Below are 25,205 nucleotides of genomic sequence, written 5' to 3'. Positions count from 1 at the left end.
AAAAATCTCCTTTTAGCTATTGAGTCTAGTGGCAATTGTGATGCTGGTTATTGTGCTAGTTATAGTGCTACTTATAGTGCTAATCTCAGTGCAATTTCAGTGCTAATATAAATAATATAATCTATATTCTATCAGATTCACCCTATGAATATTTAAAAATAAAGGTTATCCAAGTTTTTGAACATGAGGTATAATAAACCTTGTCGTTTTTTACAACAGCTACAAGATAAGGAGTAATTGTTTATGATGAAAAAGCTAGGGTCCACTCTGTTTCTTACCTTCTTACTGCTCGTTCCGCTTGTCGCCACTTGCCCATCCACTGTTGGTGCAACACCAGTTCCTAAAAACACCGTCTATGTGGACAAGAATAACCATTCATACATACCACTGCGTCTCTTAAATAGCTTCACTGGTATACAGTCTGTATGGAATCCTAACGAAAAACGTATAAGCATTACGAATGCAGACACCACCATAACGCTTACATTAGGTCAAACCGCTGCGCTCGTCAATGAAAAGTCGGTTACGCTAACTGATCTTGCTTTCAGTGATAATGGCACGGTATATATCCCGTTGTCTTTTATCAGCACAACGCTTGGCATTCAATTAACTTGGGATAAGGAAGCCTCTTCATTAACCCTTAAGAGTAATGATATTGCAACCACTGTTCCTGTACAGTCCGGCGCACTAATCAAAGCGGATTCTTCACCAGTTGTCAGCGCTAGTAAAACCTTCAAAGTTGGCGGCAGATCCTTCAAAGCCCAGACGGTTACAGTGTCCCTGCTGCATCCTAAGGTGAAACTTGATGTCGTACTGGCTGGAAATACGGTCGGAAAAGTGGAGGACCTAAGCAGTCTGGCTAAACGTAATAATGCCGTAGTTGCGATTAACGGAACATTTTTTGATGCCTATACAAAAGGAGCATACAAAGCTCCATACGGTTACATTGTCAGCGGCGGAAAAATGCTTAAAAATAGCTCTGGGGATCGCCGGACGATTTTTACCTATGACAGCAACCATCTGGCGTCACTGATTCCTGGGCTGGATTTCACAAGCCGCTTCGCTTCCGGCTCCATGGAAGGAGCTCTTCAAGCCGGCCCGCGTCTTCTTGTGAACGGTAAGGTATCCCTTAATGTCGCGGCAGAAGGCTTCAAGGATCCGAAAATCTTAACCGGCGGCGGAGCCCGCAGCGCGCTCGGATTAACACGTGACCATAAGCTCATTCTGCTGACCACTGGTGGAGCCACCATCCCACAGCTGGCAGAAATGATGAAGCAAGCTGGAGCGTATCAAGCCATGAATCTGGATGGTGGTGCATCCAGCGGGCTCTACTACAACGGCAAATATCTTACGTCCCCTGGGCGTCAGATCAGCAATGCGATTGTAGTCAAATATCAATAAAATCTCTTGGCCAGACGGCTAGTTGCGAGTGCTGAGCTTTGTGATTTGGCTCGGCTCAGCTACTGCTCGGCTTCGGCTACTAAGAATATACGATTCTATTGTACAAAGTGCAATCAGAGGCAGTTTGCAGCGCATAATTGCTATGGCGGTATGATTGCTGTGCGACGTATGAGATTACTGTGCAGCATATGATTGCCGAGCTCAAACCCAAAAATCCCCTTGATGACTTACCCATCAAGGGGATTTTTCATAAAACGTTGCCAGTTTAGATACTGCTGACAGATCCAATGTTAGGGGCAGCCGGTGCAACTTAATCCGTGTGACCTGAATATTCCCACACCTGCAACCAAACTTCTGTAGTAAAGCCCAATTTCTCGTAGAAAGGCTGCATCGAACCTACGTAAACTTTACTAGCTCCGAGTTGTTTTAAACGGTTAAATCCTTCGTGTAGAACCGCCCGTCCCAGTCCCAGCTTTCGATAATTAATGGATGTGCCTACAGGCTCCAGAGCACCAATTCTATTGCTGCTGTCCCAAAAAATATTACAAAAGGAAACCACTTCGCCCGCGTCATTCACAACGCTAAGATCGAGCTGCGGATTATAGCTTGGAGCGTTACTCATATTCCCATAATGTAGCAGCGTGAGCTCTGCCTCCGCCGTTTCTGCATAGTCGAAGGCCATGATATGTCCGAGCGCTTTTGCAGTAACCTCGATCTCATCTCCGCTGCATATTCTAAAGCCAGAGGGGAGCTCCACAGGAAATTCCTTATCCAATCGCAAGGAGTTTACGCTTTCCTTACCACCCGTTTGATGATACCCCCTCTTACGAGCAACCTCCGCCGCAGAGGTCATATTCTCCGGTATTGGCACATACAGCTCTACGTAACCACCGTTCTCTTCCTCAGCTTTTTGTTCAGCAAAAGCAAACATTTCTTCAAGTAATTTTTCCGGAGGATTCATCTCAGCACACTGAAAATAGAACCCATCGTCCCTGCACACTACAGCTGCAAGCTCTCCATTGTCATACTCCCATAAGCCCACTTTTTGTTCCCACTGCTCCAGCGTTCCACTTCTCGTCTCCTGAAAAAAAATAACAAATTCCCAGCGGTCTATAAGCCAGGTATTTGGAGTCTTTAGCTTACTATAACTTTGTATAAGAAAATGACGTACCTTTAGCAGATCTTCAGAACGGTAGCTTCTAAAATTAAAGTTCATTTTCCACGCCCCTCTCTTAAATTTCATATTAAGGGGGAAGCAAAATGAAGCATATATCATAATTAGTTATTATTATTTTATACTACCGAATATGATCCGTACGTTCACAAAACAAACATTTCTCGAGTGGAAATTATGAGCTCCACGCATCCGTTAACTGCATTTAGTGCAACTATTCCTCAGAATGCTCCTTCAAAAGATAGTTAGTTGTATTTCGTGCAGTTAAATTTCTGGTTTTCCTTTAATTGCACCGAATTCACCCTTTTTAGTTGCACAGAGTGCAATTAAATGGATTCTAGGGACTATTTACGGAGAAATAAGTGTACAAAGTGCAATTAGAGAAAGCTTTGGAGTGGGCGATCTTCTTCCGGAGGAAATAGTCACTGATCAAGCTTTTTCAAGCGATAATTATGAGCTCCACGCATCCGTTAACTGCATTTAGTGCAACTATTCCTCAGAATGCTCCTTCAAAAGATAGTTAGTTGTATTTCGTGCAGTTAAATTTCTGGTTTTCCTTTAATTCCACTAGATTCACCCTTTTTAGCTGCACGAAGTGCAACTAAACGGCTTCTAGGGACGATCTACGCAGAAATAAGTGTACAAAATGCAATTAGAGTAAGTTTGTTGAGTGGGCGTTCTTCTTCCGAAGGAAAGAGTCACTGGTCAAGCTTTCTCAAGCGATAATTATGAGCTCCACGCATCCGTTAACTGCATTTAGTGCAACTATTTCCTCAGAATGCTCCTTCAAAAGATAGTTAGTTGTATTTCGTGCAGTTAAATTTCTGGTTTTCCTTTAATTCCACTAGATTCACCCTTTTTAGTTGCACGAAGTGCAATTAAATGGCTTCTAAGGACTATCTACTCAGAAATAAGTGTACAAAGTGCAATTAGAGAAAGCTTTGGAGTGGGCGATCTTCTTCCGGAGGAAATAGTCACTGATCAAGCTTTTTCAAGCGATAATTATGAGCTCCACGCATCCGTTAACTGCATTTAGTGCAACTATTTCCTCAGAATGCTCCTTCAAAAGATAGTTAGTTGTATTTCGTGCAGTTAGATTTCCGGTTTTCCTTTAATTGCACCGAATTCACCCTTTTTAGCTGCACGAAGTGCAACTAAACGGCTTCTAGGGACGATCTACGCAGAAATAAGTGTACAAAGTGCAATTAAGTCTGGATAATCCGCTTGAGCGAAATCTGGATTGCTTAGAGCTAGATCAGCTAAAGCTAGATCAGCTAGAGCTAGACCAGCTACAGCTAGGTCAGCTAGAGCTAGATCAGCTAGGCTTAGATCAGCCAAATTCCCCTTCGGTAAGTCTAGCTAGATTCTTACGTTGACCACGAATAAGAGTACTCTTTTTGCATAATTTTCCTTGTCCATGTTACTGTATAACTGAACAAAGGAGTGAAAATATGGAGACGATTCTAATCATAGAGGACGATGCCAAGCTGGCAAGCTTGCTGAGCACGTACCTATCGAAATATGGGTTCCATACAATTATTGTAGAGGATTTCAACAGAGTGCTGGAGACTTTTAATGAAAGCTCGGCTGACCTTATCTTACTGGACGTCAATCTGCCTAAATACGATGGGTTCTACTGGTGCCGCCAGATTCGTTCCCTCTCACTCTGCCCGATTCTGTTCATTTCTGCACGGGATAGTGGAATGGATCAGGTGATGGCGCTTGAGAATGGCGGGGACGATTATATCACTAAGCCTTTTCACTATGAGGTTGTACTTGCCAAAATCCGCAGCCACATACGTAGAGCATACGGTTCATACTCACAGACTCAAGAAGAGCATAAACTCCAATCTGGAAGTTTAATCCTCTATCCTGAACGATATATGATCCAATACGACGGGCACACGAGTGAGCTAACCCAAAAGGAAGCGGTTCTACTGGAAGCTTTACTGCTTAAGGAAGGACGAGTGGTTAACCGGGAGCGTCTGCTCGATCTCATGTGGAAGGATCAGCATTTCATAGATGACAATACATTAAATGTCTACATAACCCGTGTCCGCAAAAAGCTCAAGGATCTCGGTCTTGGCGACATTGTGGAAACCGTAAGAGGCGCTGGCTATCGGCTTAATGTTTCTAAGGATACGCCATGAGGCTTTTTTGGAGAGACCAGATCTCTCTGATCCTATTCTATCTGCTTCAGATGCTGCTTATCCCTTTGCTGTATTGGCTGTCTGGTGAGAACAGACCGATCTCTATCATGCTTTATGGAATCGCCTTGAGTACCGTAGTTCTATTGCTATATCTAGGCTACCGATACGTTCAGCACCGGAGATTGTATGCAGCATTAAGCGAACCTATGGACATGCTCCAAAAACATCTTGTTTCCTTAGGAGACACTCCTCTTTCAGAAGCTATCCATGAGTTATTGCAGCTGATTGACCGCCAGTATCAGGAGCAAGTGAATGCGCATGCGCGCCAGATGGATCAGCATATCGTATTCATGAATCGCTGGGTTCATCAAATGAAGACCCCGCTCTCTGTAATTCAGCTTACGCTAAAGGATCTTGAAGAGGAGGCTGCCGCAAGTATTCAGGAGGAACTGGAACGTCTGCGCGGAGGGCTGGAGATGGTTATCTACACTTCAAGACTTGACCGATTTGAAAATGATTTTCAAGTTGAACCGTTACTTCTGCGCAAAACCGTTAGTGAGGCGGTAGCCGAAAATCGCAGACTATTCATACGCCGGGGTATAAAAGTAGATGTACAGGCGGATGCCAATCTCGCGGTATATAGCGATGCTAAATGGTTAATGTTTATGCTGGCCCAAATCTTAACCAATGCCGTAAACTATACCTCCGGTACTGGCAAGACCGTTACCCTCTCAGCTCAGCGTGTGGGCACCGACACGATTCTGGATATTACCGATCAAGGGATCGGCATTTCTCCTGAGGATCTGAAGCGGGTCTTTAATCCCTACTTTACGGGTGACCGCGGACGACATTATCATGAATCGACAGGGATGGGGCTGTATCTCGTCCGGGAGATTTGCAACCGGCTCGAACACAAGGTGGATATTCAGTCCCGGCTCGGGGAAGGGACCCGCGTGCGACTTATTTTTAGCAACAGTGATCATCTACAGAAATAATATTGAGGGGACTTCATCGTCATTATTCATGGCTTTGAAGCCTCCTTCTTCTTTATAGGCTACTTATCTCTCAACCCATTCTCCACAAGGAGAAAGGCGAACATAACCTTAACGTCTCTGTAAGGAAACCTTAAGGTAAATCCATAGCAGCTAATCTCTCGATCTTATAAATTATATACATAACCCGTTCCCCGAATAAGGCGGATGAAATCATTTTTGTATTGGAAGGAATGAATGATATGAACGTATTGGAAGTCAAAGGACTTCATAAGGTATACCCCGGCAAAATAGTGACCCAAGCCCTCACCGATATTCATCTTAATATTGAAAAAGGTGAATTTGTCGGAATTATGGGACCGTCTGGTAGCGGTAAAACAACACTGCTCAATATGGTATCCACAATCGACCAGCCGTCCTCTGGCGAAGTGAATATCAATGGCAGCAACCCTTATCTTTTGAATAAAAAAGAGCTCGCCCACTTTCGCCGAAAACAGCTAGGCTTTGTGTTTCAGGACTTCAACCTGCTTGAGACGTTAACCGTCGCCGAAAATATTGTGCTGCCCCTGACTTTGGATAACCGTAAGCTCTCACAGATGGAAATCTTGCTTCAAAGAGTCGCTGAACGCTTAAACATTACCGATATTCTGAGCAAACGCACCTATGAAATTTCAGGGGGACAACGTCAGCGGACCGCAATTGCCCGGGCGATCATCACCTCTCCTTCGATTATATTGGCCGATGAGCCTACGGGTGCGCTTGACTCCAATTCTTCGCGGATGGTGATGGAATCGCTGGAAGATATTAACCACAAAGAAGGCACCACGCTAATGCTCGTAACACATGATCCACTGGCAGCGAGCTACTGCAACCGAATTGTTTTTATAAAAGACGGCAAACTAGCAGCGGAAATTCACCGGGGAGATAACCGTCAGGCCTTCTTCCAAAAGATTATCGATACACTTTCATTCTGGGGAGGGAATAGTCATGAACTTTCCTCAATTCGCGTTTAATAATGTACGCCGTAATTCGCGCGCTTATTTTGCTTTTTTCTTAAGCAGTGCTTTTATGGTCATGATCTTTTTCTCTTATTCAGTCTTTATTTATCACCCTAGTATTACGAACATCGCGCTGGGTGCGAATTCAGCCTCCGGCATGCAAATTGCTTCTTACATTGTGTTTATCTTTGCGTTCTTTTTCGTACTATATTCGATTAGCGCATTTCTGAAAATGCGTAATCTGGAGTTCGGCATACTGATGATTTTAGGCGCACGCCCTGGCCAGATCAACAAGCTGATTCTTATAGAAAACATGCTGATCGGACTGCTCTCTATAGTAACAGGTGTGTCTTTCGGCATGCTTTTATCCAAGTTATTCTTGCTGCTAAGCACGACAATTATGGGCATGGAGCCACTGCCCTTTTATTGGCCAATGAAGGCGTTAATGATTACTTCTATCTCTTTCATTTCATTATTTCTGGTCATTTCGATCTTCACATTATTGTTCATTCGTAAACATCAAGTTCTTGAACTGCTTAAGGGAAATGTTAAACCTAAAAAAGAACCCCGTGTCTCCTTGTTGTTCTCGCTCTTTGGGCTTCTACTGTTGACCGTCGGCGCTCTCGCGATTTGGAAGCAATTGTCCCCGTCCTCACTGTTAGTCGCCGCTGTCACAGGTATCGCTGGAACCTACTTTTTCTACTCTCAGTTATCTGTATTGGGCATTCGCCTACTAAAACTAAGACGCAAACGGTTGTGGCGCGGAACCAATCTGCTGTGGATTTCCGAGATGAGTTATAAGATTAAAGACAATGCAAGAATGCTGTTCCTTGTAACTGTGGTTACCTCGCTTGCCTGTATGGCTTCGGGAATTCTTTTATCGATTAATCAAGCGAACTCAGACCTCTATAAAAAATCCCCATTCGCTGTGAGTTATACGATTTATGATCCGAAGGATGAAGCACCAGATTTAGAGCCCATTCACACTAAATTAAAGAATGCTAAAGTCGAGTATACAGAGAATAAAGTAGATCTAATCTCTGCTTCGATTCAAGGAATCGATAAGGAAATAATACTTGGAATTGATCTGATCTCCCGCTCACAGTTCAATCAACTGGGCTTACAGATGGATGTGTCCGAGGTTGGACCCTTGTCTGAAAAAGAAGCTGTATTGCTGCTGAACCCACATATGGATTCACAGAATTATGCTGCTAATCGAGCGATTCATTTGAAGGTTCAAAAAGATGAGGAACTGATGTTAAAAGAATTACGAACACCAAAGGTACATCCAGTAGATCCAATGGCCACCTCACTTCTAATCGTAGATGACAACTTATATCATAAGATTTCTAATTCAACAGAGAAGTACACGAGACCTTATGTGAAATATCTATACAAAATCCCTGCATGGGACGGTCCTACACCTAATGACAGCTCAGCTGAAGCTGTTGTCACCAGAGACCTTATCCAATGGAATAAAGCCGCTAACAAGGCTAACCATCAATACAGCTCTATACTGGGATCGCGAGCAGACAGCTATCTATCGACCAAACAGGGAGCCGCCATGCTTAGCTTTATAGGGATTTTTATCGCACTGATCTTCTCGCTTTCATCGGCCAGCTTTCTCTTTTTTAAGCTTCATACTGAGCTCAATACAGATAAGCAAATGTATAATGCTTTGTCCAAAATCGGTTTAAGTACTAAAGAAATGTCAGCTTCTGCTACCAAACAGATTTCTGTGCTTTTCTATATTCCGATTATTATTGCCACCATTCAGACCCTTGTCGTGATACGCCCGATACTGAAACAGATTAATATCACAAATGTAACTGTGCCCGTGCTTACTACATCTGCTGTATTTCTGGTTGTGCAAACTATCTATTTCCTTATTGCGAGATCACGGTACATTCATAGTCTCAAGAAAATAATGGTGTAACACCATGTTGAAAAGAATCGTAACCCTGGATGTACTTCGCGGCTTGGAACTTATGGCAGCACCAAAAGGTTCTCTAGCTGATCAATAGGCAATTTGCTATAGTTAGTGAGCTATTACTAATTAATGAGGCAAGGAGGTTCCTGATTTATGTCCAAGGCTGATCACCTGTTATCCATTCTCTGGATGCTCAAGCAACGGGGAAGAACCGCCGGGGAACTAGCAGAAGCGCTAGAGATCAGTGTCCGCTCTGTCTATCGTTACATCGACGCGTTATGCATCAGTGGCGTACCCATTATCGCGGATAGTGGACCTGGTGGTGGCTATAGCCTTCCGGAGCATTTTTCCGAGGTCCCGTTATTCTTTGACTCCGACGAACAACGTTCCCTCCTGCAAGCCGCCTCCTTTGCGCGGGGAACTGGATATCCTTATGTAGAAGCTCTAGATCAAGCAATCGCCAAACTGAAACGGTACAGCAATGCGCAGCAATTAGAACAGATGGAGCGTCATGAGAGCGGGATAGAAACCATCCACTCCCCTGCTGCGCCGCTTCCCCACCTACTGCAAGAGCTTGAATTAGCGACGGCGAACGGACATACCCTCCAGATGGAATATCGGAAGGGAAACGGGGAGACGATTTCTTCCCGCGCTATTGATCCTTATGGACTTGTCCTGTGGAAAGGGCAATGGTACACCGTTGCTTATTGCCATCAGAGGCAAGAAATTCGGTCTTTCCGAGTCGATAGAATAACTGAACTGCACCGCACAGAAGCTCTGTTTGCCCGTCCTGCTGACTTCTCTGCACGTGATTTTTTGTTAAAAAGCTTGCTGCCCACACCAAATACTCCAGAGAAACTCATAGCAGTAGTCATCGCCGCCGATGAAGGAATCCTGAACGATCTATGCAGTCATTGGCTGTTTGGACATGCGCTGGTGCAGCGCATTGACGGACAAGCCCGTTTTCAAGTCGATGAGACCTCCTTACTGACTTATGCGCCTTACTTCTTGTTGCCTTATGGATCAACACTACGAATCCTAGAGCCTTTAGCTCTGAAACAAAAGCTGTCCGCTATAGCTACCGATCTGGCAGCTTATTATAAAACTTAAAATGATTATTTTAGGATCACTGACCGTAGTTGTCAGTGATCCTTTTGTATAGTGTAAATAAGTCTAAGGGAATAAATGATTGTACAAACCAAGGAGGAATAAGGAATGAAAGAACTTCACTATGAATTTTATATTGGCGGAACACCTGAGCAGGTATGGGAGACTTTGATCTCTCCCGAAGGTACTAAACAGATTTACTACGGGAGCGTAATCCAATCCACTTTTAAAGAAGGTGAATTGCTGGAATATGTTGGTCCCGGTGCAGATGGCGATGAAACGATACATGTATATGGGACTCTGCTGGAGTTCACTCCACAAAAAGCGTTTCGTTTCACGCATAAGGTCGGCCCCTCCTATCATAAGGGTACAGAAAGATATGAATCGCGTATATCTTGGCTGCTTGAAGCGGTGGGCGGAACTACTAAGCTTACGCTTATCCACGATGAATGGCATCCTGATGATCCTTCATATGCTGGCAGTATCAACGCCTGGTGGCAGGTTCTGAGTAATATTAAAACCTTGGTCGAGACCGGACGTACACTTGATTTTGGCAGCTGGTCGTAATTTTAATGTTAATTAAGAATTAAGCTCAACCCTGCGGAAAAGAGCGTACAAGCCCTCTTTCGTCAGGGGCTTTTTTTGCTTAATTTTATTTTGCCTAAGGGAAACATTCTTGTTGCAGGGACAAAGTTGTTGCCATATACTAATGTTGTGCCAGACTACAAGAAATGTTCTAATACACAAAATAAAAACCGTAGGCGGTAAAAATATAAATGAAAGAAGGGATCTCATGACTGGAACAACTATTCCTTTATCAGAGGCTGCAAAGGGTAGCACGCTGCGCATCAGCGACATTGAAGTTCAAGGTGTGCTTAGAAGAAGATTACTGGACCTCGGGTTCGTAGTCGGGAATATCGTAGAGGTGTTGCGGCGTAGTCCATTAGGAGATCCTATAGCTTTTCGGGTAAGCAATACGACCATTGCATTGCGTAGAGAAGAAAGTTCTTTAATATTCGGAGAATTAATTGGAGGTGTAGAAGCATGAGTCAGTTCACCGTCGCTTTTGCAGGCAATCCTAACACCGGAAAAAGCACACTATTCAACCTGCTAACCGGCATGCGACAGCATACTGGAAACTGGGCAGGTAAAACCGTCATTACTGCCGAAGGCGAATTCAAACACAATAACCATTCATACCTCGCGGTAGATTTACCAGGAACGTACTCCCTATACTCAAATTCCGCGGATGAAGAAGCGGCTAGAGATTATATTATTTTTGAACAGCCAGACGTGACACTTGTAGTGCTTGACGCTACTTCGCTGGAACGTAATCTCAATCTTGCCTTGCAAGTACTGGAGATTACCGGACGCGCGGTTGTCTGCATCAACCTCATTGATGAAGCACGTAAGCTGGGCATCGACATCAACCTGAAGAGTATCTCCAAACGTCTCGGCGTACCCGTCGTTGCGATATCGGCACGCAATAAAATAGGGATCGATGCCTTATTGGATCAAGTGGAGCGAGTGGCTACAGGCTCATTCACAGCGCAGCCGCTGCGGATTAGTTACAACGAAGAGATCGAACGGGGAATTGCCGAGCTTACACCATTGGTAGAGCAAACCATCGGTACCAAATATCCCGCTCGCTGGATTGCACTGCGCTTATTGGACGGTGATGACAGCCTGCTTACTTCACTTAAAGAGCATATGAAAAGCAAGGATTTACCCGAAGCAAAGGAGGTCATCGGCCATGGAGTCACTGCCTATCACTAAGGGATCTGACGCTCTAGATTCCCTATTGTCCACCGCAAAAAAGCTCGCTGACGGCGGAGCCATTCGGGATGAGATTGTCAGTGGTATATATGGCGTATCCGCAGGCATCTGCGGAGATGCAGTTACTTATCGGGATAAGAAGAAACTGAACAGCACTTATAAGCTGGATAATATCGTGACCTCCAAAATTTGGGGTTTTCCCATCATGCTCGCCATTCTCGGTGTCGTATTCTGGATTACGATTGCCGGGGCTAACTACCCTTCTAGCTGGCTCGCTTCCTTCTTTGGCTTCATCGAAGGATATCTGACAGCGGGATTTGAGGCTCTCCATGCCCCAGCTTGGCTGCACGGCGTGTTTGTGCTTGGCTTGTATCGAGGCACCTCATGGGTAATCAGTGTCATGCTGCCACCGATGATGATCTTTTTCCCCGTATTCGCTCTGCTTGAGAATTTCGGGTATCTGCCACGCGTTGCGTTTAACATGGACCGACTGTTCAAAAAATCAGGTGGTCATGGCAAGCAAGCTTTAACCATGTCCATGGGCTTCGGCTGTAACGCGGCCGCTATCCTCTCCACACGAATCATCGAATCGCCGCGTGAACGAATGCTGGCTATACTGACCAACAATTTTGTCCCTTGCAACGGCCGCTGGCCCACGCTGATTTTATTGTCTTCCTTATTTATGGCAGGAGCCGCTACGACAGGCGCGCTTCGTACATTCACCACTGCCTCCGTCCTAATGGGAATGGTTCTAATCGGCATCATTGTTACCTTAACCGTTTCCTGGGTCATGTCCAAAACTGCGCTGCGTGGGGTTCCCACACATTACACATTGGAGCTTCCTCCCTACCGCCGTCCACAAATCTGGAAGACCATACTTATTTCCTCCAAAGATAAGTCCCTTAACGTACTTACTCGGGCTATCGTCGTTGCTGCCCCTGCCGGGATTATCACTTGGATTCTAGGCAATCTGTTTATTGGCGGCGATTCTGTACTGAATCATATGGCTGCATTCTTTGATCCGTTCGCACATTTGCTTGGCATGGATGGCTTTATCATCATGGCCTTTATTCTTGGACTTCCTGCGAATGAAATCGTATTGCCTATCCTGCTTATGGGCTATATGTCCTCAGGCGCTATGGTTGATATCGACAGCTTAGGCAGTATCAAAGATGTCTTTCTCTCACATGGCTGGACCTGGCTGACCGCACTCAACATGATGCTGTTCTCCCTGCTCCACTATCCTTGTGGTACGACACTCGTGAACATTTACAAGGAAACAAAAAGCATGAAGTGGGCCGTTCTCTCAGCAGTCATTCCGCTGGGTATCGCCATCGGAGTAACCTTTGCTGTCGCTCAGCTTGCCCGGTTATTTGGGTGGGTGTGACGAGGGTGAGGTAGGCTTGCGATCTAAACTCAAGTGACATCACAACTGACTTCAACAGATTTCAACTTACATCGCAAAAATTCATCATTAACTCACTAAATTCACCTTAATCACATCACCCAAATTAACCTTGCTACACGGAATTCACCTTACTTTACCTTACAATCTAAAGTTCAACTTGCTTCCCTTTGCAACACCCTACAATATCTAGAGTTCATCTTGCTTCACTTTGCAACACCAACAATAACTAGAATTTGCTTCACAAAATTCTGCCCTCCTTGAACTGATATTTAAGGAGATTCTCCCTCAAATTCGAACTTTATAGGCGCGCGTTAAACTTTTTGCGGAATTTCTCCCTGATAATCGATCTTTATAAGCACACATTGGACTTTTTGCGGAATTTCTCCCTAATAATTAGCCGATTATAGGCAAAAAGGGCAATTTCCGCAGAATTTTAGGGAGGAATTCCCCAATTATCGCTATTAATGAGTAAAACACGATAAAATCAGGGAGGATTTCCCTAATTATTGATTCTAGATGGTTCCGAGCTACACTTGAGCACCAGCACCAGCACTAGACCTGCATCGCCCTTCCACACATACCAACTCTAGACCTACGCCGCCCTTCAGCACACACCAGCATTAGCATCAGTACCTTTTCGCCCACCAACATACTCCACCACTGGTCCACCAACACAGCCCAACACCAGTTACTCAAGGTCTTCTCAAACAAATAAGCGGTCGCTCGGATGTTTATCCCGAGCGACCGCTTATTTTATCACAACCCCTTATATACTCTTACGTCCTAACTTGATCCCACCATTACATTACATGACGTGACTCTACAGTTAGAGTCATTTTTTGCGCGTTCCATCATTTCTACGACGGTATAGAACAGCCCCAGCTATAGCTGCTAGAACGATAATTATTCCACTAATCCCCACATTAACAAGAGGAAAGGAATCACTGTCCCCAGCAGAATTACCCGTTTGATCAGGCTCATTACTCCCAGCTCCTGACTCCGGTGAATTATTCGGGGTTACCTCCGGAGAAGCGGTAGGCGTCGTTGCCGAAATACCCGGTCCCAGCTCTTTCAGATCCACTGAGTCAGCGGTTAGCCGCTTAGTTCGACTGCATAAACTAGCCTCCAGATTACCAGATTCTCCACCGTCTCTAGCATAAGCATAGACAATGTAACTTTCCCCTTCCACAAACTCAAAGCCGCAGCTTGCAGAAGATAAAGCCGTAGTCAATGTAACTTGGTTTCCCTCGACCCCTTTCCAGCTGGAATCCACCTCAAAGGTTACCTTTACTGGATCAGCAGAAGAAATTATGTTCCCCTGTGACGGCTCCTTCATGTCCACTACTTTCCCGACAAAGACAGCTGTACTTTTCTCAAGAGCTTCCAGTGGCTCCGCAGGCATAACACAGGAACAGGCGTAAGTGACTGAGGGCCGCACCGTCAGCAAAGCCGTAAATATTAATAGGACACCTAGAAATATCATCATTGGACTTCGGAAATTGAACTTTCGGAAATTGAACTTTCGGAAATTGATCTTTCGCAATTTGATAACCCCCTTCTCTACCTTACAGACGGAGCAAACGTAGAAAGTGTTACAGGAATTTCCAAACAAGTGATACAAGTCTATCCGGCAGTAATTAATCTAATCTTCTTCTTTAATTCCTCTAATCCTCTTTAACTCCTCATATCCTCTTCATTAATCCCCCATACCTGCTGTACCACTCACAAACTGTGCGCGATCCCAATCAAACGCTGTATTCCTTCGCGCAGCACCCCTTCGCTTGCAAAGGAATAACTTAGGCGAAGCCTTGACTTCATTTCCCCCAGTGGATCAAATAACTCCCCAGGAACAAAAGCGATCGACTGCGCCATACTTGAAGCAAACAGGCGATCCATCGTAAGATGCTCCGGTAGTTTCACCCATAGATTTAATCCGCCTTGCGGAGTCGTCCATTCCCAGCCAGTCCCCGCCAGCTCCTCTTCTACAATTTCCTTATGCACTTGAAGCGCAATGCGCAGCTTACCGAGATGCTGTTGCAAGCGTGGGGAGGTGTAGTAATGTAGAAATATTTTTTGATTCAGCAGCGGAGTGCCATTGTCTGCGAGTGATTTGGCCGTGATTAGACGCTCCATAAATGGATATCGGCAGGCCACCGCACAGATTCGTAAGCCAGGGGCTACATATTTACTGAAGCTGCTGATATAGATCACCCACCCCTCCGTATCATAAGCAAAAAAGGGCGGCGGCGGCTCCTCATCAAAATACATATCGCGGAACGGGTCATCCTCCACCAGTAAACAGCGATAACGTTCGGCCAGTTCTACCAACAGCTTGCGCTGTTGCACAGGCACCGTGTATCCAGTTGGATTGTGATGCGTTGGATTAATGTAGAACATACGCGGTTTATGCTTTTTCATCAAAGCTTCTACTTCCTCCAGATCATATCCCTCCGGAGTGATCTCTACCGGAACCAACCGTGCCCCCTCCCGGCGAAAAATATCCATAGCAACACTATAAGTAGGCCGCTCCACAAGCACCGTATCCAGAGGACCAAGCACAATCCGGGCAATCAGATTGATCGCCTGCTGCGCACCCGAGGTAATAAGCAGCTCTTCCGAAGTTAACTGCAGCCGATGTTGCTTCCGAAAGTGGTGGCTTAACGTCTCACGCAGCTCGTTATCCCCCTGGACCGAGGCATACGTTCCCATTACCTTGGGATATAGATCGAACACTTTTTTGACATAGTCAGATAGAAAAAGATTCGGCAGCAGCCCCGGATCAATCAGCGCCTGCGAGAACTGATACTTAACTGGCACTCTCTGAATATCAGACAGCGGATTAGTGAGCGCATAAGCCGATACTGCGGCTCCTACTTCAATAGCAGGAAGCGAGATTATGGGTGCCACGTAATATCCTGATTTATCTTTTACATAAACCTTTCCATCCTCCGTCAACCGTCTGTACGCTTTGAATACGGTCAGTCGATGTACCTTAAGCTCCTCCGCCAGCAGCCGTATAGAAGGAAGCTTATCATGTGCGACCCATTCCCCTCGCTCCATGCGGTTTAATAGAAATTCATAGACCTGCCGAAACAAAGGATGATTATGCTCCGCTCCCACAACCTTTTTCATCTGGCTACAACTCCTCTCCGAACAACCTTGTAATCATATTGTACACGATTTCTGAATTAATCTGTTCTACACAAGGCAATCTGTTCTGTCCTCTCCCCTTTATGATTAACAAAATGCCAGCTTATAAATTCTTATATTTTATAAAGCACACAAAAGGGGACTTTTCAAAATGATCTTATTTGCTTATGCACTTGTATGTCTGATCTTCGGCACGACCTTTCTAGCTATCAAAATCGGTGTAGATGCCGGTGCGCCTCCTTTCTTTTCAGCGGGCTTAAGATTTTTTGTCGCGGGCGCTGTTCTATTCCTATGGATGGTCTGGAAACGTAAAGCCAGCTTCTCCTTGCTGTTGCGCAAAGAAATGTTGTTCACCGGGTCTGCTCTAACCTTCGGCACCTTCGCGGGTCTCTACTGGGCTGAACAATATGTTTCTTCAGGGCTTGCAGCTGTACTCTCTGCCACTGGTCCGATCATGATCCTGCTGCTCCAAACCTCTATTCTTCGGCAAAAAGCACCCGCCATCTCCCTATATGGCTGCATCATCGGCTTCACTGGCGTACTGCTGCTGGTTCTCCCCAATCTCGCCGTTGATATTTCACCACTGTGGCTCATCGGTTGCGCCGTAGTCCTAATTGGAGAGTGTTGCTATGCTGTAGGTGCGATTTACTCCAAAAAAGTAATTAACAGTATGCCTGAGGTCTCACCGATTGCGCTGAATGCGGCTCAAATGATGTATGGCGGTGCGCTGTTATTCATTCTTTCTTTTGCCACGGAAAAAGTACATCCTGCATTTCTCTTCTCATTCGAAACAGCAGGTTCACTGCTCTATCTCACAGTTATCGGCTCCATGGTCGGCCATACCTTGTTCTACTGGCTCGTAGCTAAGACCAACCCAGTGTTTCCTTCTACCTGGCTTTATATTTCTCCACCGATTGCGGTGGGTGTAGGCTTTTTCTTTTACAAGGAGTCCGTATCTTGGATTACGATTCTCGGAGTGTTCACCATCATTGCCGGAACAATCCTAGTGAATGCTGATGCTCTAAAGCAATTACTGCAAAAAAAGAAGATCAACACTGTTGCGTTAAAAAAATCAAATATATGACGTACTATATATTGCATTTATGACCACTATTGCGTATTATATAAACAAGTTAAATTAAACACAGCTAAATATGACTCATATATGAAAGGAGGATTCGCTTAACGGCGCTTCTTTTCTAAAGAGGAATGCCTTTTTTATCGGAAGTGGAGGGAATTGTGATCGAACTGACATCACGTCAAATAGAGATTATCGATATCGTTAACAAAAGAGCTCCGATTACCGGCGAACAGATTGCCGAAAGTTTGAATCTTACCCGGCCAACAATTCGCTCGGATCTGTCTGTTTTGGTTATGCTCAAATATATCGACGCCAAGCCGAAGGTCGGGTACTTCCCAGGATTGAAATCATCCAGTCGTCAGGGAAGCGGTTATCTGCTGCAGGAAACGATGGTCAAAGAAATTCAAAGTGTACCTATAGTTATCCGTGAGACCACAACTATTCAAGATGCCGTAGTTACGCTTTTTCTACAGGATGTAGGCACTCTTATTATCTGTGACGAAGAGGGTAAACTCACGGGCGTTGCTTCACGTAAGGATTTCTTAAAGGTAACCTTGGGTAACCCCGGTGCAGTCTCCATGCCCGTAAGCATGGTTATGACGCGCCAGCCCAAAGTGGTCACAACTTCACCGGATGAGCCGGTGCTTGAAGCTGCACATAAGATGATTTTTCACGAGGTAGACAGTTTGCCGGTGGTTGTTCCCAGCGCTGCTGAAGACGGCGGTACAAAACTGGATGTGGTAGGACGTTTAACAAAAACCTCCATCATCAAACTTCTCCTCGAACTTGAAGCCAAAGGATAACAGGAGGAACCCATGAGCATCGAGCAATCTTCCAACTTAATAACGATATGCTCGGATTCTATAGGAGATACGGCAGAGGCTGTCGTGCAGGCCGTTATTCACCAATTTCAGAATCAGCAGGTCACCATTAAAAGATACGGCAATATTAGGCATGAAGACGAGCTACGCAAGCTTATGGAAGAAGCAGCTCAGCATAAAGGTTTTGTCGCCTATACATTAGTGCAGCCAGAATTAAGAGAAATGATCCGCGAGGAAGCGGTACGTCTTGATTTACGGATCGTTGATATCATGGGCCCTATGATGCAGGCCTTCATTGATACCTTCGACGATGCTCCTCAGCAGCGGCCAGGTCTTCTACACCAGCTCGACGAGAATTATTTCCGCCGCATAGAAGCTATAGAATTCACCGTCGCCTGTGATGACGGCCGTGATCTGGGCGCCATGCTCAAAGCCGATATCGTTCTGCTGGGCATGTCCCGTACTTCAAAAACACCGCTTAGCATCTTTTTGGCCCATAGAGGAAAAAAAGTCGTTAACTATCCGATTATCCCGGAGATTGGTCCTCCGCAAGAACTATTAAGCTTGCCGCCGAACCGGCTTATCGGATTAACCATGAAACCCGAGTACATGCTGAAGGTCCGCTCTGAGCGGCTTAAGGTTCTCGGATTACCGACAGGTTCCCAATATGCAAGTCTGGCGCGGATCACCGAAGAGATGGAATACGCCGCTTCATTGTTCAACAAGCTGGGCTGTCCTGTAATTGATATTACTGACAAGGCTATAGAAGAAACCGCTGGTATTATTATGGGTTATATCTAAATTTCAGTTTACAAAATATATAGAATGCACTGGAGGGAATTAGAATGGAGCGCGAACTGGCCCTTGAGATTGTACGGGTAACTGAACTAGGTGCTTTATCCTCGGCTCGTTGGATTGGGCGGGGCGATAAAAATGCGGCAGATGATGCAGCCACGACTGCGATCCGTTCCATGTTCGATTCTGTGTCCATCGACGGAACTGTTGTGATAGGTGAAGGAGAGATGGATGATGCTCCAATGCTCTATATTGGTGAGAAAGTCGGGAACCAAAAAGGTCCCGCTGTCGATGTAGCCGTCGATCCTCTCGAAGGAACTGAGGTTGTTGCCTGCGGCCTGCATAATGCGCAATCTGTTATTGCTATAGCAGATAAAGGCAGCCTGCTGCATGCCCCGGACATTTATATGGAGAAGTTAGCCTGCGGGCCCGAGCTTGCCGGTAAGCTTAGACTCGAGGACCCTGTAGAGATCACTCTGCAAAAAGCCTGCCATTACACTGGCAAATCCCTCTCCGAGTTAACCGTAATGGTGCTGGATCGCAAACGGCATGAGCAGCTGATTAATAGCCTGCGTGAAGCCGGGGTACGAATTAAGCTGCTTGGTCACGGAGATGTCGCTGGCGCTATTGCGGCTGCACTGCCAGACAGCGATGTCGATTTATATATGGGTTCCGGCGGAGCACCCGAAGGTGTTCTTGCTGCCGCTGCACTGAAATGCCTTGGTGGTGAAATGCAGGGCAGATTGCTCCCGGATGGACCAGTAGAGCTACAGCGCTGTGTACGCATGGGAATTGCCAATCCAACGCGAGTGCTATACATGGAAGACATGGTTGGCACGGGCGACGTCCTCTTTGCCGCCACGGGTGTAACGTCAGGTGAATTCCTGAACGGTGTCCGTTTTATCGGCAAAGAACGCGCGGAGACACATTCGGTAATCATGCGGGCACAGAGCCGGACAATCCGCTATATTCGCAGCATTCATTTCCTGCCAGGAAAAGAAATACCGGCTGCGCAGACTGTTAGACAAAATGCTGTCTCTCTATAAAACCGCAAAAAACAGGCTATCTCACTAGCAGTATCCTTTGCTAGTGAGATAGCCTGTTTTGTTTTTTTACACTGAATGCTAATTGCTTCTTATTTATTTCCAATACGTTCACTCGCTAATGGATCTATATTAGCAACTTTCTCAAAGCGTTCTGCGTTCAGGCTGTTATACTTTGCGAAGATTTGTTTCACTTCTTGCTCCTTCTGCTCGCCTTCCACATCCACCATTACTAGAATATGACCTTCATCCACGTAATTATCGTAGCTCTCTGCTTCCTCTTCAGGGATGCCAAGGCCAATAAGTCCGCCGACTAACCCGCCACTGCCTGCGCCTATCGCCGCTCCGGCTAGTGTTGCCGCAAGAGGTCCGGCTGCAATAATAGGTCCAATACCAGGAATAGCCAAAGCGCCAATTCCCATCAGCAGCCCCGTTACTCCACCCAGCAGACCACCAGTAGCTGCACCTGTAGCCATACCCTCCGGGGCCACGGTTCCTGACTCGTCTCTAAGAGTTTCCTCGTCCGCTTTATTTCTCGCGATAATCGAAATATCCTCTGTCCTACAGCCCTGACGCTTCAACTCCTCAATAGCTCGCGAAGCTTCGTATTCGGCAGCAAAGACACCCACTATTCTCTTATTCATCTCCATTACCTCCTATTGATGTAGTTAGCTCATACGTTCAGCTTCATAGCTTACTTAACCAAACTGGACAGGGATAAACTACGATCTTTGAATTGTCTGCAATTCCGAGTTAATATTCCTTCTAAAATATGCTGTATAATAAAAGTAAGCGGGTACAACTACCTTGATTAACTCTATAGAAGAAAGAGAAGGAATCATCCATGGCGATATTTAACTATAATTCTGAGCGTCCCTTCCGAGGCAATCCCGACCTGCATCTCCATTACTGGGGGCGGGAGCAGTGTCTTCCCGGACATTTTTTTGGACCTGGGGTCCGTGACGTATATAAAATACATTTTATCCATGCAGGAACAGGTGAAGTTACTGTGGGTGAACAGACCCATTATCTTAAGCCAGGACAAGCTTTTCTCACCTATCCGCATATCGTAACTGCCTACACAGCAGACATAGCAAATCCATGGGCCTATTCTTGGGTAGCTTTTACCGGGGAGCAGGTTGATTATATTTTGGCCAAAACCGCCTTGTCACCTGAGCACCCGATCTTTCCAATGGATGAACAGCTTATGCCGAATTTATACGAGCTCCTGACACAAGCAGCTGAAGCTTCGGACAGTCTGGATCTACCTCTAAAAGCAATTATGTATGAGTTCTTTTCTCTGTTACTTCGAGCGGTGCCAGCAGTTCCAGATGTACTTCCTTTACCACGTCAAAAGAGTATTTACGTCGAGCAATGCCTGCACTTTTTGCATACACATTATTGTGAAAATATTTCGGTTGAGATGATGTCCTCTTCGCTCAAGCTGGATCGCAAATATTTATCCTCCTTGTTCAAACGGACAATAGGTATGCCACCCCAGCAGTATTTATTAAATTTCCGCATCGCTAAGGCGTGCGAGCTGCTGACAGAGACCCTATGCACGATTGGTGAAATCTCACGTTCTGTGGGCTATCAGGACCCCTTACTCTTTTCGCGGATGTTCAAGAAGGTGAAAGGTTGTTCGCCAAAAGAATACCGTAGCCGTCATCTCGAAAATGACATTGTACTATAAACTTCTTCCTTGCTGACATACGTTTGTCCGCGATCTTTCGCTACAATAAGGACGTAACGTACTAAGTAATAAGTGTTTATAGGAGGAATAAATCATGTATAACGCAAGCGCTACCAGATATGACAATATGAAATATAATCGCACCGGAAAGAGCGGTCTACTCCTGCCAGCGATCTCGCTTGGTCTATGGCATAACTTTGGCGGCAACGACTTATTTGAGAATGGCCGCGCCATGGTAAGAAGAGCTTTTGATCTTGGAATCACTCATTTTGACCTTGCCAATAATTACGGTCCACCCGCAGGCTCCGCCGAAGAAAGTTTTGGCCAAATTCTTAAAAAGGATCTGACCCCTTATCGTGATGAGATGGTTATCTCTACTAAAGCTGGTTATTATATGTGGGCTGGTCCTTATGGTGAATGGGGCTCCAAAAAATATCTCGTCTCCAGCCTAGATCAAAGCTTAAAACGTATGGGACTGGATTATGTTGATATTTTTTATCACCACCGCCCAGATCCAAATACACCACTGGAAGAAACAATGGCTGCGCTGGACCTCGTGGTACGCCAAGGTAAAGCGTTGTATGTCGGGATTTCGAATTACGGACCTGAACAAACACGCGAAGCGGCACAAATTCTGCGTCGACTTGGCACGCCATGCCTGATTCATCAGCCAAACTATTCCATGATGTCCCGCTGGATTGAAGATGGCTTGCAGGATGTATTGTCTGAAGAAGGCATCGGCTCCATTGTGTTCTCCCCGCTACAAGGTGGCATACTAACCGATCGCTATCTAAACGGAATCGCTCCTGATTCCCGTGCCGCTGGCCCAAGTGTATTCCTGTCTGAGAATGCCATTACCGAAGAGGCGATCGGCAAGGTTCGCAAACTGAACGAGGTTGCTGCTGCACGTGGACAAAAAATGTCTCAGCTAGCGTTATCTTGGGTACTCCGTGGAGGCAAAGTAACTTCTGCATTGATCGGCGCAAGTAAGGTAAGCCAGATTGAAGACGCCGTCGCTTCCTTAAATGCCCCAGAGCTTAGCGCTGAGGAGCTAGAGCAAATTGAGGCAATTCTGCGGGGATAAAGCTTAGTTATAACAGCAAAGACCAATGAGGTCAGGCAGCTTAAAGCTGCTCTGGCATTTCATTGGTCTTCTTTTTTATAGATTAGAGTTAATTGCTCACCCAAATATCTGCGTGATGTACACCATGATCAATAATCCAAAAATAAAAGAATACGTCGAAGGCCGCTCATAACCATGGCCATGACTCTCCGGAATCAGCTCCTTGTAGACGATAAAGAGCATAGCTCCGGCTGCAAAAGCGAGACCATAACCCACAACATTATGCAGGTAACTGGCAGTAAAATACCCGATCACCGCAGATACCATCTCCATTAAGCCGGTAAGCGTAACGATTCCTAAGGCTTTTAGCTTGCTAGTTCGCGAATTCATCAGAAAGACCGCAAGAATCAAACCTTCCGGCATATTCTGTGCGCCAATGGCAATCGCCACGGTAGGACCTAAACTGGCCTGTTCGCTGGCATAACTGAAACCTGTACTGAGGCCTTCTGGTATGTTGTGGATGAACAGCGCAATCATAACAAGCAGCGCTTTTGAATCCATATTGGTATAACCGGGCTTATTCTCCACATCGATATGCGGGATGTTATTTTCAATTAAATCAAGCAGCAGCACTCCGGTAATCAAGCCCAAGGTTAAAGCGATGATCCCCGATTCTTTGATCGATTGCGGCATGAGTCCAAACGTGGAGGCGGACACCATAATCCCCGCAGTGAAGGCTACGAGGATATCTTTCCACTTCTCGGATAACCTCTTCACGAACAGGATCGGAAATGCTCCAAGAACGGTAGCCATTGCCGATACAAAGCTGCCAATAAGCGCAGATTCCAAACCTTCAACTCCTTTGGTACAAGTCGGATAGACCAACATATGTTTCAGAAAAAATAATTATTACTTTTTCATACATTTTCGAATGGTCCAATATAGTATGGATCATATCATAAAAGACCTCCCCTAGGTTCGGTTCATACCCTAAGGAGGTCTTTGTCTCACATATCATTATGCAACTCGGTTACACCAGCTTCTTCCGGATCTTGCCGGAAATCAAATCAATAATTGTGATCATCGCAATGATACCTAGCAGTATAATCCCCACGCGGTCCCAATTCCGTGAACTGAGCGCGAAGATTAACGGTGTGCCGATCCCCCCTGCTCCAATCACACCTAGAATCGTAGCCGAACGAACGTTAATTTCGAATCTATATAAGGTATAGGATAAGAATCCCGGCAGCACCTGCGGCAACACCGCAAACCACAATACCTGCATGCGGCTGGCACCAGAAGAAATTAAAGCTTCGAGTGGACCGTTGTCGATATTCTCAATCTCATCCGCGAACAATTTGCCGAGCATGCCCACCGAATGTAGTCCCAGAGCCAGCACACCTGCAAAAGAACCCGGTCCAACAGCTTTGATAAATAACAAAGCCATAATAATCTCAGGGAAGGTTCGTATAAAGCTCAACATCAGCTTGCCGGAACCTGAAATTACCTTTCCCTTGCTCATGTTAACTGCAGCCCAAAATGCAAAAGGAATACATAAAAAGGTCGAGATAAAAGTGCCTAGGATTGAAATAGCTAACGTCTCGAGCAATCCCCGCAGGAGATCCTCCCCATCTGGTAAATAAACGAAGGCCCAGTCAGGTGAGAATATCCCGGCAAAAATTGCTTTAGTAATGATCCCGGCGGTTTCTTTGAATCCATTAAACGGCACTCCCGAAAAAGCCCAAATATATAACGCGGCTAGGGCTACATAAATCAGCCAACGAAAACGATTTTTACGGGGTTTAGGGACAAGGGTATTCCATGATTTACTCATATTAATTTCTCCCGCAGCTTAGTGCTTACATAATCAATAATCAGTACTACTGCTAATGTGAACAAGATGATGGTGCAAGTCTTATCGTATTCCAAAAAGCCTAGGGTGACTTCATAATAGTGGCCGATCCCACCCGCTCCTACCAGACCTAAAACCGCCGCAGCACGAACATTAATCTCGAAGGCATATAGGACATAAGACATAAAATGAGCCTGTACCTGTGGAATGACTCCGAACATAATGCGTTGAATCTTATTAGCCCCCACTGAAGTCATTGCTTCCAAAGGTCCTTGATCAATCGTCTCCATCGTTTCATAGGTAAGCTTAGCGATCAGCCCCAACGAAAATATCGTCAATGCAAATATCCCAGGAAGCGCACCGAGGCCGAAAATAGCCACAAAGATAGAAGCCAACAGCAGATCGGGAATCGTACGGATCAGGTTCAGCAGCATACGAACCGGATAATGAAGCCAACGGCTTTGCGTAATATTGCTTGCACACAACAGCGCAACCGGAACCGCAAGAATGGCACCAAACGTTGTGCCAACCAGCGCCATCCGGATCGTCTCCAGCATCGCATCTATAATGTTGTCAAAATACCCCCAGTTCGGGGGAAACATTTCCTTAAGCAAATCAAGCATATTCGGCAGACCGGAGATCAGCTCCCCGAAGGATGAATCGGTTAAGACAGCACTTCTCCACAGTAATACTACTAATATAATGGCTGTGAAATAATGTTTTATCTTTCTTGGCGGTTTGGGATGTAGCTTCTCTGCATTTACACTCATC

General features: G+C 45.6%; 24 protein-coding genes. 17 read left to right on the top strand and 7 right to left on the bottom strand.

What is annotated here, in order from left to right:
* Positions 1–246 precede the first annotated feature (246 nt).
* On the top strand, positions 247–1,401 hold the full coding sequence (locus tag MHH46_RS05425; protein ID WP_076195197.1) for a phosphodiester glycosidase family protein: 1,155 nt from the start codon (positions 247–249) through the stop codon (positions 1,399–1,401).
* 310 nt (positions 1,402–1,711) lie between these two features.
* On the opposite strand, the gene MHH46_RS05420 is transcribed toward MHH46_RS05425, so the two are convergent.
* Positions 1,712–2,644 carry a GNAT family N-acetyltransferase gene (locus MHH46_RS05420; protein WP_179088266.1) on the bottom strand — a complete coding sequence of 311 codons (933 nt, stop codon included), beginning with the start codon at positions 2,642–2,644 and terminating at the stop codon, positions 1,712–1,714.
* A 1,121-nt stretch (positions 2,645–3,765) separates the two neighbouring features.
* Here MHH46_RS05420 and MHH46_RS05415 point away from each other — a divergent pair.
* The 10 genes from MHH46_RS05415 to MHH46_RS05370 all read left to right on the top strand — a co-directional run bounded on the left by MHH46_RS05415 (position 3,766) and on the right by MHH46_RS05370 (position 12,915).
* Positions 3,766–3,951 carry a hypothetical protein gene (locus MHH46_RS05415; RefSeq protein WP_179088261.1) on the top strand — a complete coding sequence of 62 codons (186 nt, stop codon included), beginning with the start codon at positions 3,766–3,768 and terminating at the stop codon, positions 3,949–3,951.
* A gap of 75 nt (positions 3,952–4,026) precedes the next feature.
* Positions 4,027–4,725 (top strand): response regulator transcription factor, encoded by a 699-nt coding sequence (locus tag MHH46_RS05410; RefSeq protein WP_076195152.1) that lies wholly within the window; start codon positions 4,027–4,029, stop codon positions 4,723–4,725.
* Positions 4,722–5,720, top strand: a complete 999-nt coding sequence (locus tag MHH46_RS05405) for a HAMP domain-containing sensor histidine kinase (protein ID WP_076195151.1) — start codon at positions 4,722–4,724, stop codon at positions 5,718–5,720. Before MHH46_RS05410 ends, MHH46_RS05405 begins: the two co-directional genes overlap by 4 nt.
* A 239-nt stretch (positions 5,721–5,959) precedes the next feature.
* Positions 5,960–6,730 carry an ABC transporter ATP-binding protein gene (locus MHH46_RS05400; RefSeq protein WP_036679832.1) on the top strand — a complete coding sequence of 257 codons (771 nt, stop codon included), beginning with the start codon at positions 5,960–5,962 and terminating at the stop codon, positions 6,728–6,730.
* Complete coding sequence (locus MHH46_RS05395; protein ID WP_076195150.1) at positions 6,705–8,651, top strand: FtsX-like permease family protein; 1,947 nt, start codon at positions 6,705–6,707, stop codon at positions 8,649–8,651. The genes MHH46_RS05400 and MHH46_RS05395 overlap by 26 nt, the downstream gene beginning before the upstream one ends.
* A gap of 147 nt (positions 8,652–8,798) precedes the next feature.
* Positions 8,799–9,755 (top strand): YafY family protein, encoded by a 957-nt coding sequence (locus MHH46_RS05390; protein WP_076195145.1) that lies wholly within the window; start codon positions 8,799–8,801, stop codon positions 9,753–9,755.
* Positions 9,756–9,860: 105 nt separating this feature from the next.
* Positions 9,861–10,319 carry an SRPBCC domain-containing protein gene (locus MHH46_RS05385; protein ID WP_076195143.1) on the top strand — a complete coding sequence of 153 codons (459 nt, stop codon included), beginning with the start codon at positions 9,861–9,863 and terminating at the stop codon, positions 10,317–10,319.
* 226 nt (positions 10,320–10,545) lie between these two features.
* On the top strand, positions 10,546–10,800 hold the full coding sequence (locus MHH46_RS05380) for a FeoA family protein (RefSeq protein WP_036679839.1): 255 nt from the start codon (positions 10,546–10,548) through the stop codon (positions 10,798–10,800).
* Complete coding sequence (locus MHH46_RS05375) at positions 10,797–11,528, top strand: FeoB small GTPase domain-containing protein (protein ID WP_076130631.1); 732 nt, start codon at positions 10,797–10,799, stop codon at positions 11,526–11,528. Before MHH46_RS05380 ends, MHH46_RS05375 begins: the two co-directional genes overlap by 4 nt.
* Positions 11,506–12,915 carry a nucleoside recognition domain-containing protein gene (locus MHH46_RS05370; protein WP_076130630.1) on the top strand — a complete coding sequence of 470 codons (1,410 nt, stop codon included), beginning with the start codon at positions 11,506–11,508 and terminating at the stop codon, positions 12,913–12,915. The genes MHH46_RS05375 and MHH46_RS05370 overlap by 23 nt, the downstream gene beginning before the upstream one ends.
* 853 nt (positions 12,916–13,768) lie before the next feature.
* On the opposite strand, the gene MHH46_RS05365 is transcribed toward MHH46_RS05370, so the two are convergent.
* Together MHH46_RS05365 and MHH46_RS05360 are read right to left on the bottom strand one after the other, a co-directional pair.
* Positions 13,769–14,479: a hypothetical protein gene (locus tag MHH46_RS05365; protein ID WP_076195141.1), complete on the bottom strand. Its 711-nt coding sequence runs from the start codon at positions 14,477–14,479 to the stop codon at positions 13,769–13,771.
* A gap of 179 nt (positions 14,480–14,658) precedes the next feature.
* Positions 14,659–16,068 carry a PLP-dependent aminotransferase family protein gene (locus tag MHH46_RS05360; RefSeq protein ID WP_076130628.1) on the bottom strand — a complete coding sequence of 470 codons (1,410 nt, stop codon included), beginning with the start codon at positions 16,066–16,068 and terminating at the stop codon, positions 14,659–14,661.
* Between the two features lie 169 nt (positions 16,069–16,237).
* On the opposite strand from MHH46_RS05360, the gene MHH46_RS05355 reads away from it, so the two are divergent.
* From MHH46_RS05355 to glpX, 4 genes are all read left to right on the top strand, one after another.
* Positions 16,238–17,170 (top strand): DMT family transporter, encoded by a 933-nt coding sequence (locus tag MHH46_RS05355; protein ID WP_076130627.1) that lies wholly within the window; start codon positions 16,238–16,240, stop codon positions 17,168–17,170.
* 125 nt (positions 17,171–17,295) lie between these two features.
* Positions 17,296–17,970: a helix-turn-helix transcriptional regulator gene (locus MHH46_RS05350; RefSeq protein WP_051490920.1), complete on the top strand. Its 675-nt coding sequence runs from the start codon at positions 17,296–17,298 to the stop codon at positions 17,968–17,970.
* A 12-nt stretch (positions 17,971–17,982) separates the two neighbouring features.
* Positions 17,983–18,789, top strand: a complete 807-nt coding sequence (locus MHH46_RS05345) for a pyruvate, water dikinase regulatory protein (protein ID WP_076130626.1) — start codon at positions 17,983–17,985, stop codon at positions 18,787–18,789.
* Positions 18,790–18,833: 44 nt separating this feature from the next.
* Positions 18,834–19,829, top strand: coding sequence for a class II fructose-bisphosphatase (glpX, locus tag MHH46_RS05340; RefSeq protein WP_076130625.1), 996 nt, complete (start codon positions 18,834–18,836; stop codon positions 19,827–19,829).
* Positions 19,830–19,918: 89 nt separating this feature from the next.
* Here glpX and MHH46_RS05335 read toward each other — a convergent pair whose 3' ends face one another.
* A complete protein-coding gene (locus tag MHH46_RS05335) occupies positions 19,919–20,470 on the bottom strand; it encodes a general stress protein (protein WP_038568969.1) in 552 nt (183 codons plus the stop codon).
* 200 nt (positions 20,471–20,670) lie between these two features.
* Here MHH46_RS05335 and MHH46_RS05330 point away from each other — a divergent pair, with 200 nt between their 5' ends.
* Together MHH46_RS05330 and MHH46_RS05325 are read left to right on the top strand one after the other, a co-directional pair.
* A complete protein-coding gene (locus MHH46_RS05330) occupies positions 20,671–21,519 on the top strand; it encodes an AraC family transcriptional regulator (RefSeq protein WP_076130624.1) in 849 nt (282 codons plus the stop codon).
* A 94-nt stretch (positions 21,520–21,613) separates the two neighbouring features.
* Positions 21,614–22,603, top strand: a complete 990-nt coding sequence (locus MHH46_RS05325) for an aldo/keto reductase (protein WP_370511274.1) — start codon at positions 21,614–21,616, stop codon at positions 22,601–22,603.
* A 96-nt stretch (positions 22,604–22,699) separates the two neighbouring features.
* Here the strand turns inward: MHH46_RS05325 and MHH46_RS05320 are convergent, their stop codons facing one another.
* The 3 genes from MHH46_RS05320 to phnE (MHH46_RS05310) all read right to left on the bottom strand — a co-directional run bounded on the left by MHH46_RS05320 (position 22,700) and on the right by phnE (MHH46_RS05310) (position 25,204).
* Entirely contained in the window at positions 22,700–23,431 is a 732-nt protein-coding gene (locus tag MHH46_RS05320) for a ZIP family metal transporter (RefSeq protein WP_036676473.1), read from the bottom strand.
* Positions 23,432–23,612: 181 nt separating this feature from the next.
* A complete protein-coding gene (gene phnE / locus MHH46_RS05315; RefSeq protein WP_036676480.1) occupies positions 23,613–24,416 on the bottom strand; it encodes a phosphonate ABC transporter, permease protein PhnE in 804 nt (267 codons plus the stop codon).
* Entirely contained in the window at positions 24,413–25,204 is a 792-nt protein-coding gene (gene phnE, locus MHH46_RS05310; RefSeq protein WP_036676482.1) for a phosphonate ABC transporter, permease protein PhnE, read from the bottom strand. The genes phnE (MHH46_RS05315) and phnE (MHH46_RS05310) overlap by 4 nt, the downstream gene beginning before the upstream one ends.
* Position 25,205: the final 1 nt, after the last annotated feature.

Origin of the sequence: Paenibacillus sp. FSL H8-0175, from assembly GCF_045040615.1 — a bacterium.
GTDB classification, from domain to species: domain Bacteria; phylum Bacillota; class Bacilli; order Paenibacillales; family Paenibacillaceae; genus Paenibacillus_AQ; species Paenibacillus_AQ odorifer.
Note: the sequence above shows the minus strand (reverse complement) of the source record. Positions and strands in the feature narration are given on the sequence as shown.

Bases quoted from the DNA above. Each gene is read 5' to 3' on its own strand.
- MHH46_RS05360 (WP_076130628.1), bottom strand. From the start codon at position 16,068: ATGAAAAAGGTTGTGGGAGCGGAGCATAATCATCCTTTGTTTCGGCAG.
- MHH46_RS05380 (WP_036679839.1), top strand. From the start codon at position 10,546: ATGACTGGAACAACTATTCCTTTATCAGAGGCTGCAAAGGGTAGCACG.
- MHH46_RS05405 (WP_076195151.1), top strand. From the start codon at position 4,722: ATGAGGCTTTTTTGGAGAGACCAGATCTCTCTGATCCTATTCTATCTG.
- phnE (WP_036676482.1), bottom strand. From the start codon at position 25,204: ATGAGTGTAAATGCAGAGAAGCTACATCCCAAACCGCCAAGAAAGATA.
- MHH46_RS05350 (WP_051490920.1), top strand. From the start codon at position 17,296: ATGCCTTTTTTATCGGAAGTGGAGGGAATTGTGATCGAACTGACATCA.
- MHH46_RS05425 (WP_076195197.1), top strand. From the start codon at position 247: ATGAAAAAGCTAGGGTCCACTCTGTTTCTTACCTTCTTACTGCTCGTT.
- phnE (WP_036676480.1), bottom strand. From the start codon at position 24,416: ATGAGTAAATCATGGAATACCCTTGTCCCTAAACCCCGTAAAAATCGT.
- MHH46_RS05395 (WP_076195150.1), top strand. From the start codon at position 6,705: ATGAACTTTCCTCAATTCGCGTTTAATAATGTACGCCGTAATTCGCGC.
- MHH46_RS05375 (WP_076130631.1), top strand. From the start codon at position 10,797: ATGAGTCAGTTCACCGTCGCTTTTGCAGGCAATCCTAACACCGGAAAA.
- MHH46_RS05355 (WP_076130627.1), top strand. From the start codon at position 16,238: ATGATCTTATTTGCTTATGCACTTGTATGTCTGATCTTCGGCACGACC.
- MHH46_RS05400 (WP_036679832.1), top strand. From the start codon at position 5,960: ATGAACGTATTGGAAGTCAAAGGACTTCATAAGGTATACCCCGGCAAA.
- MHH46_RS05325 (WP_370511274.1), top strand. From the start codon at position 21,614: ATGTATAACGCAAGCGCTACCAGATATGACAATATGAAATATAATCGC.
- MHH46_RS05410 (WP_076195152.1), top strand. From the start codon at position 4,027: ATGGAGACGATTCTAATCATAGAGGACGATGCCAAGCTGGCAAGCTTG.
- MHH46_RS05385 (WP_076195143.1), top strand. From the start codon at position 9,861: ATGAAAGAACTTCACTATGAATTTTATATTGGCGGAACACCTGAGCAG.
- MHH46_RS05345 (WP_076130626.1), top strand. From the start codon at position 17,983: ATGAGCATCGAGCAATCTTCCAACTTAATAACGATATGCTCGGATTCT.
- MHH46_RS05330 (WP_076130624.1), top strand. From the start codon at position 20,671: ATGGCGATATTTAACTATAATTCTGAGCGTCCCTTCCGAGGCAATCCC.
- MHH46_RS05370 (WP_076130630.1), top strand. From the start codon at position 11,506: ATGGAGTCACTGCCTATCACTAAGGGATCTGACGCTCTAGATTCCCTA.
- glpX (WP_076130625.1), top strand. From the start codon at position 18,834: ATGGAGCGCGAACTGGCCCTTGAGATTGTACGGGTAACTGAACTAGGT.
- MHH46_RS05335 (WP_038568969.1), bottom strand. From the start codon at position 20,470: ATGAATAAGAGAATAGTGGGTGTCTTTGCTGCCGAATACGAAGCTTCG.
- MHH46_RS05420 (WP_179088266.1), bottom strand. From the start codon at position 2,644: ATGAAATTTAAGAGAGGGGCGTGGAAAATGAACTTTAATTTTAGAAGC.
- MHH46_RS05390 (WP_076195145.1), top strand. From the start codon at position 8,799: ATGTCCAAGGCTGATCACCTGTTATCCATTCTCTGGATGCTCAAGCAA.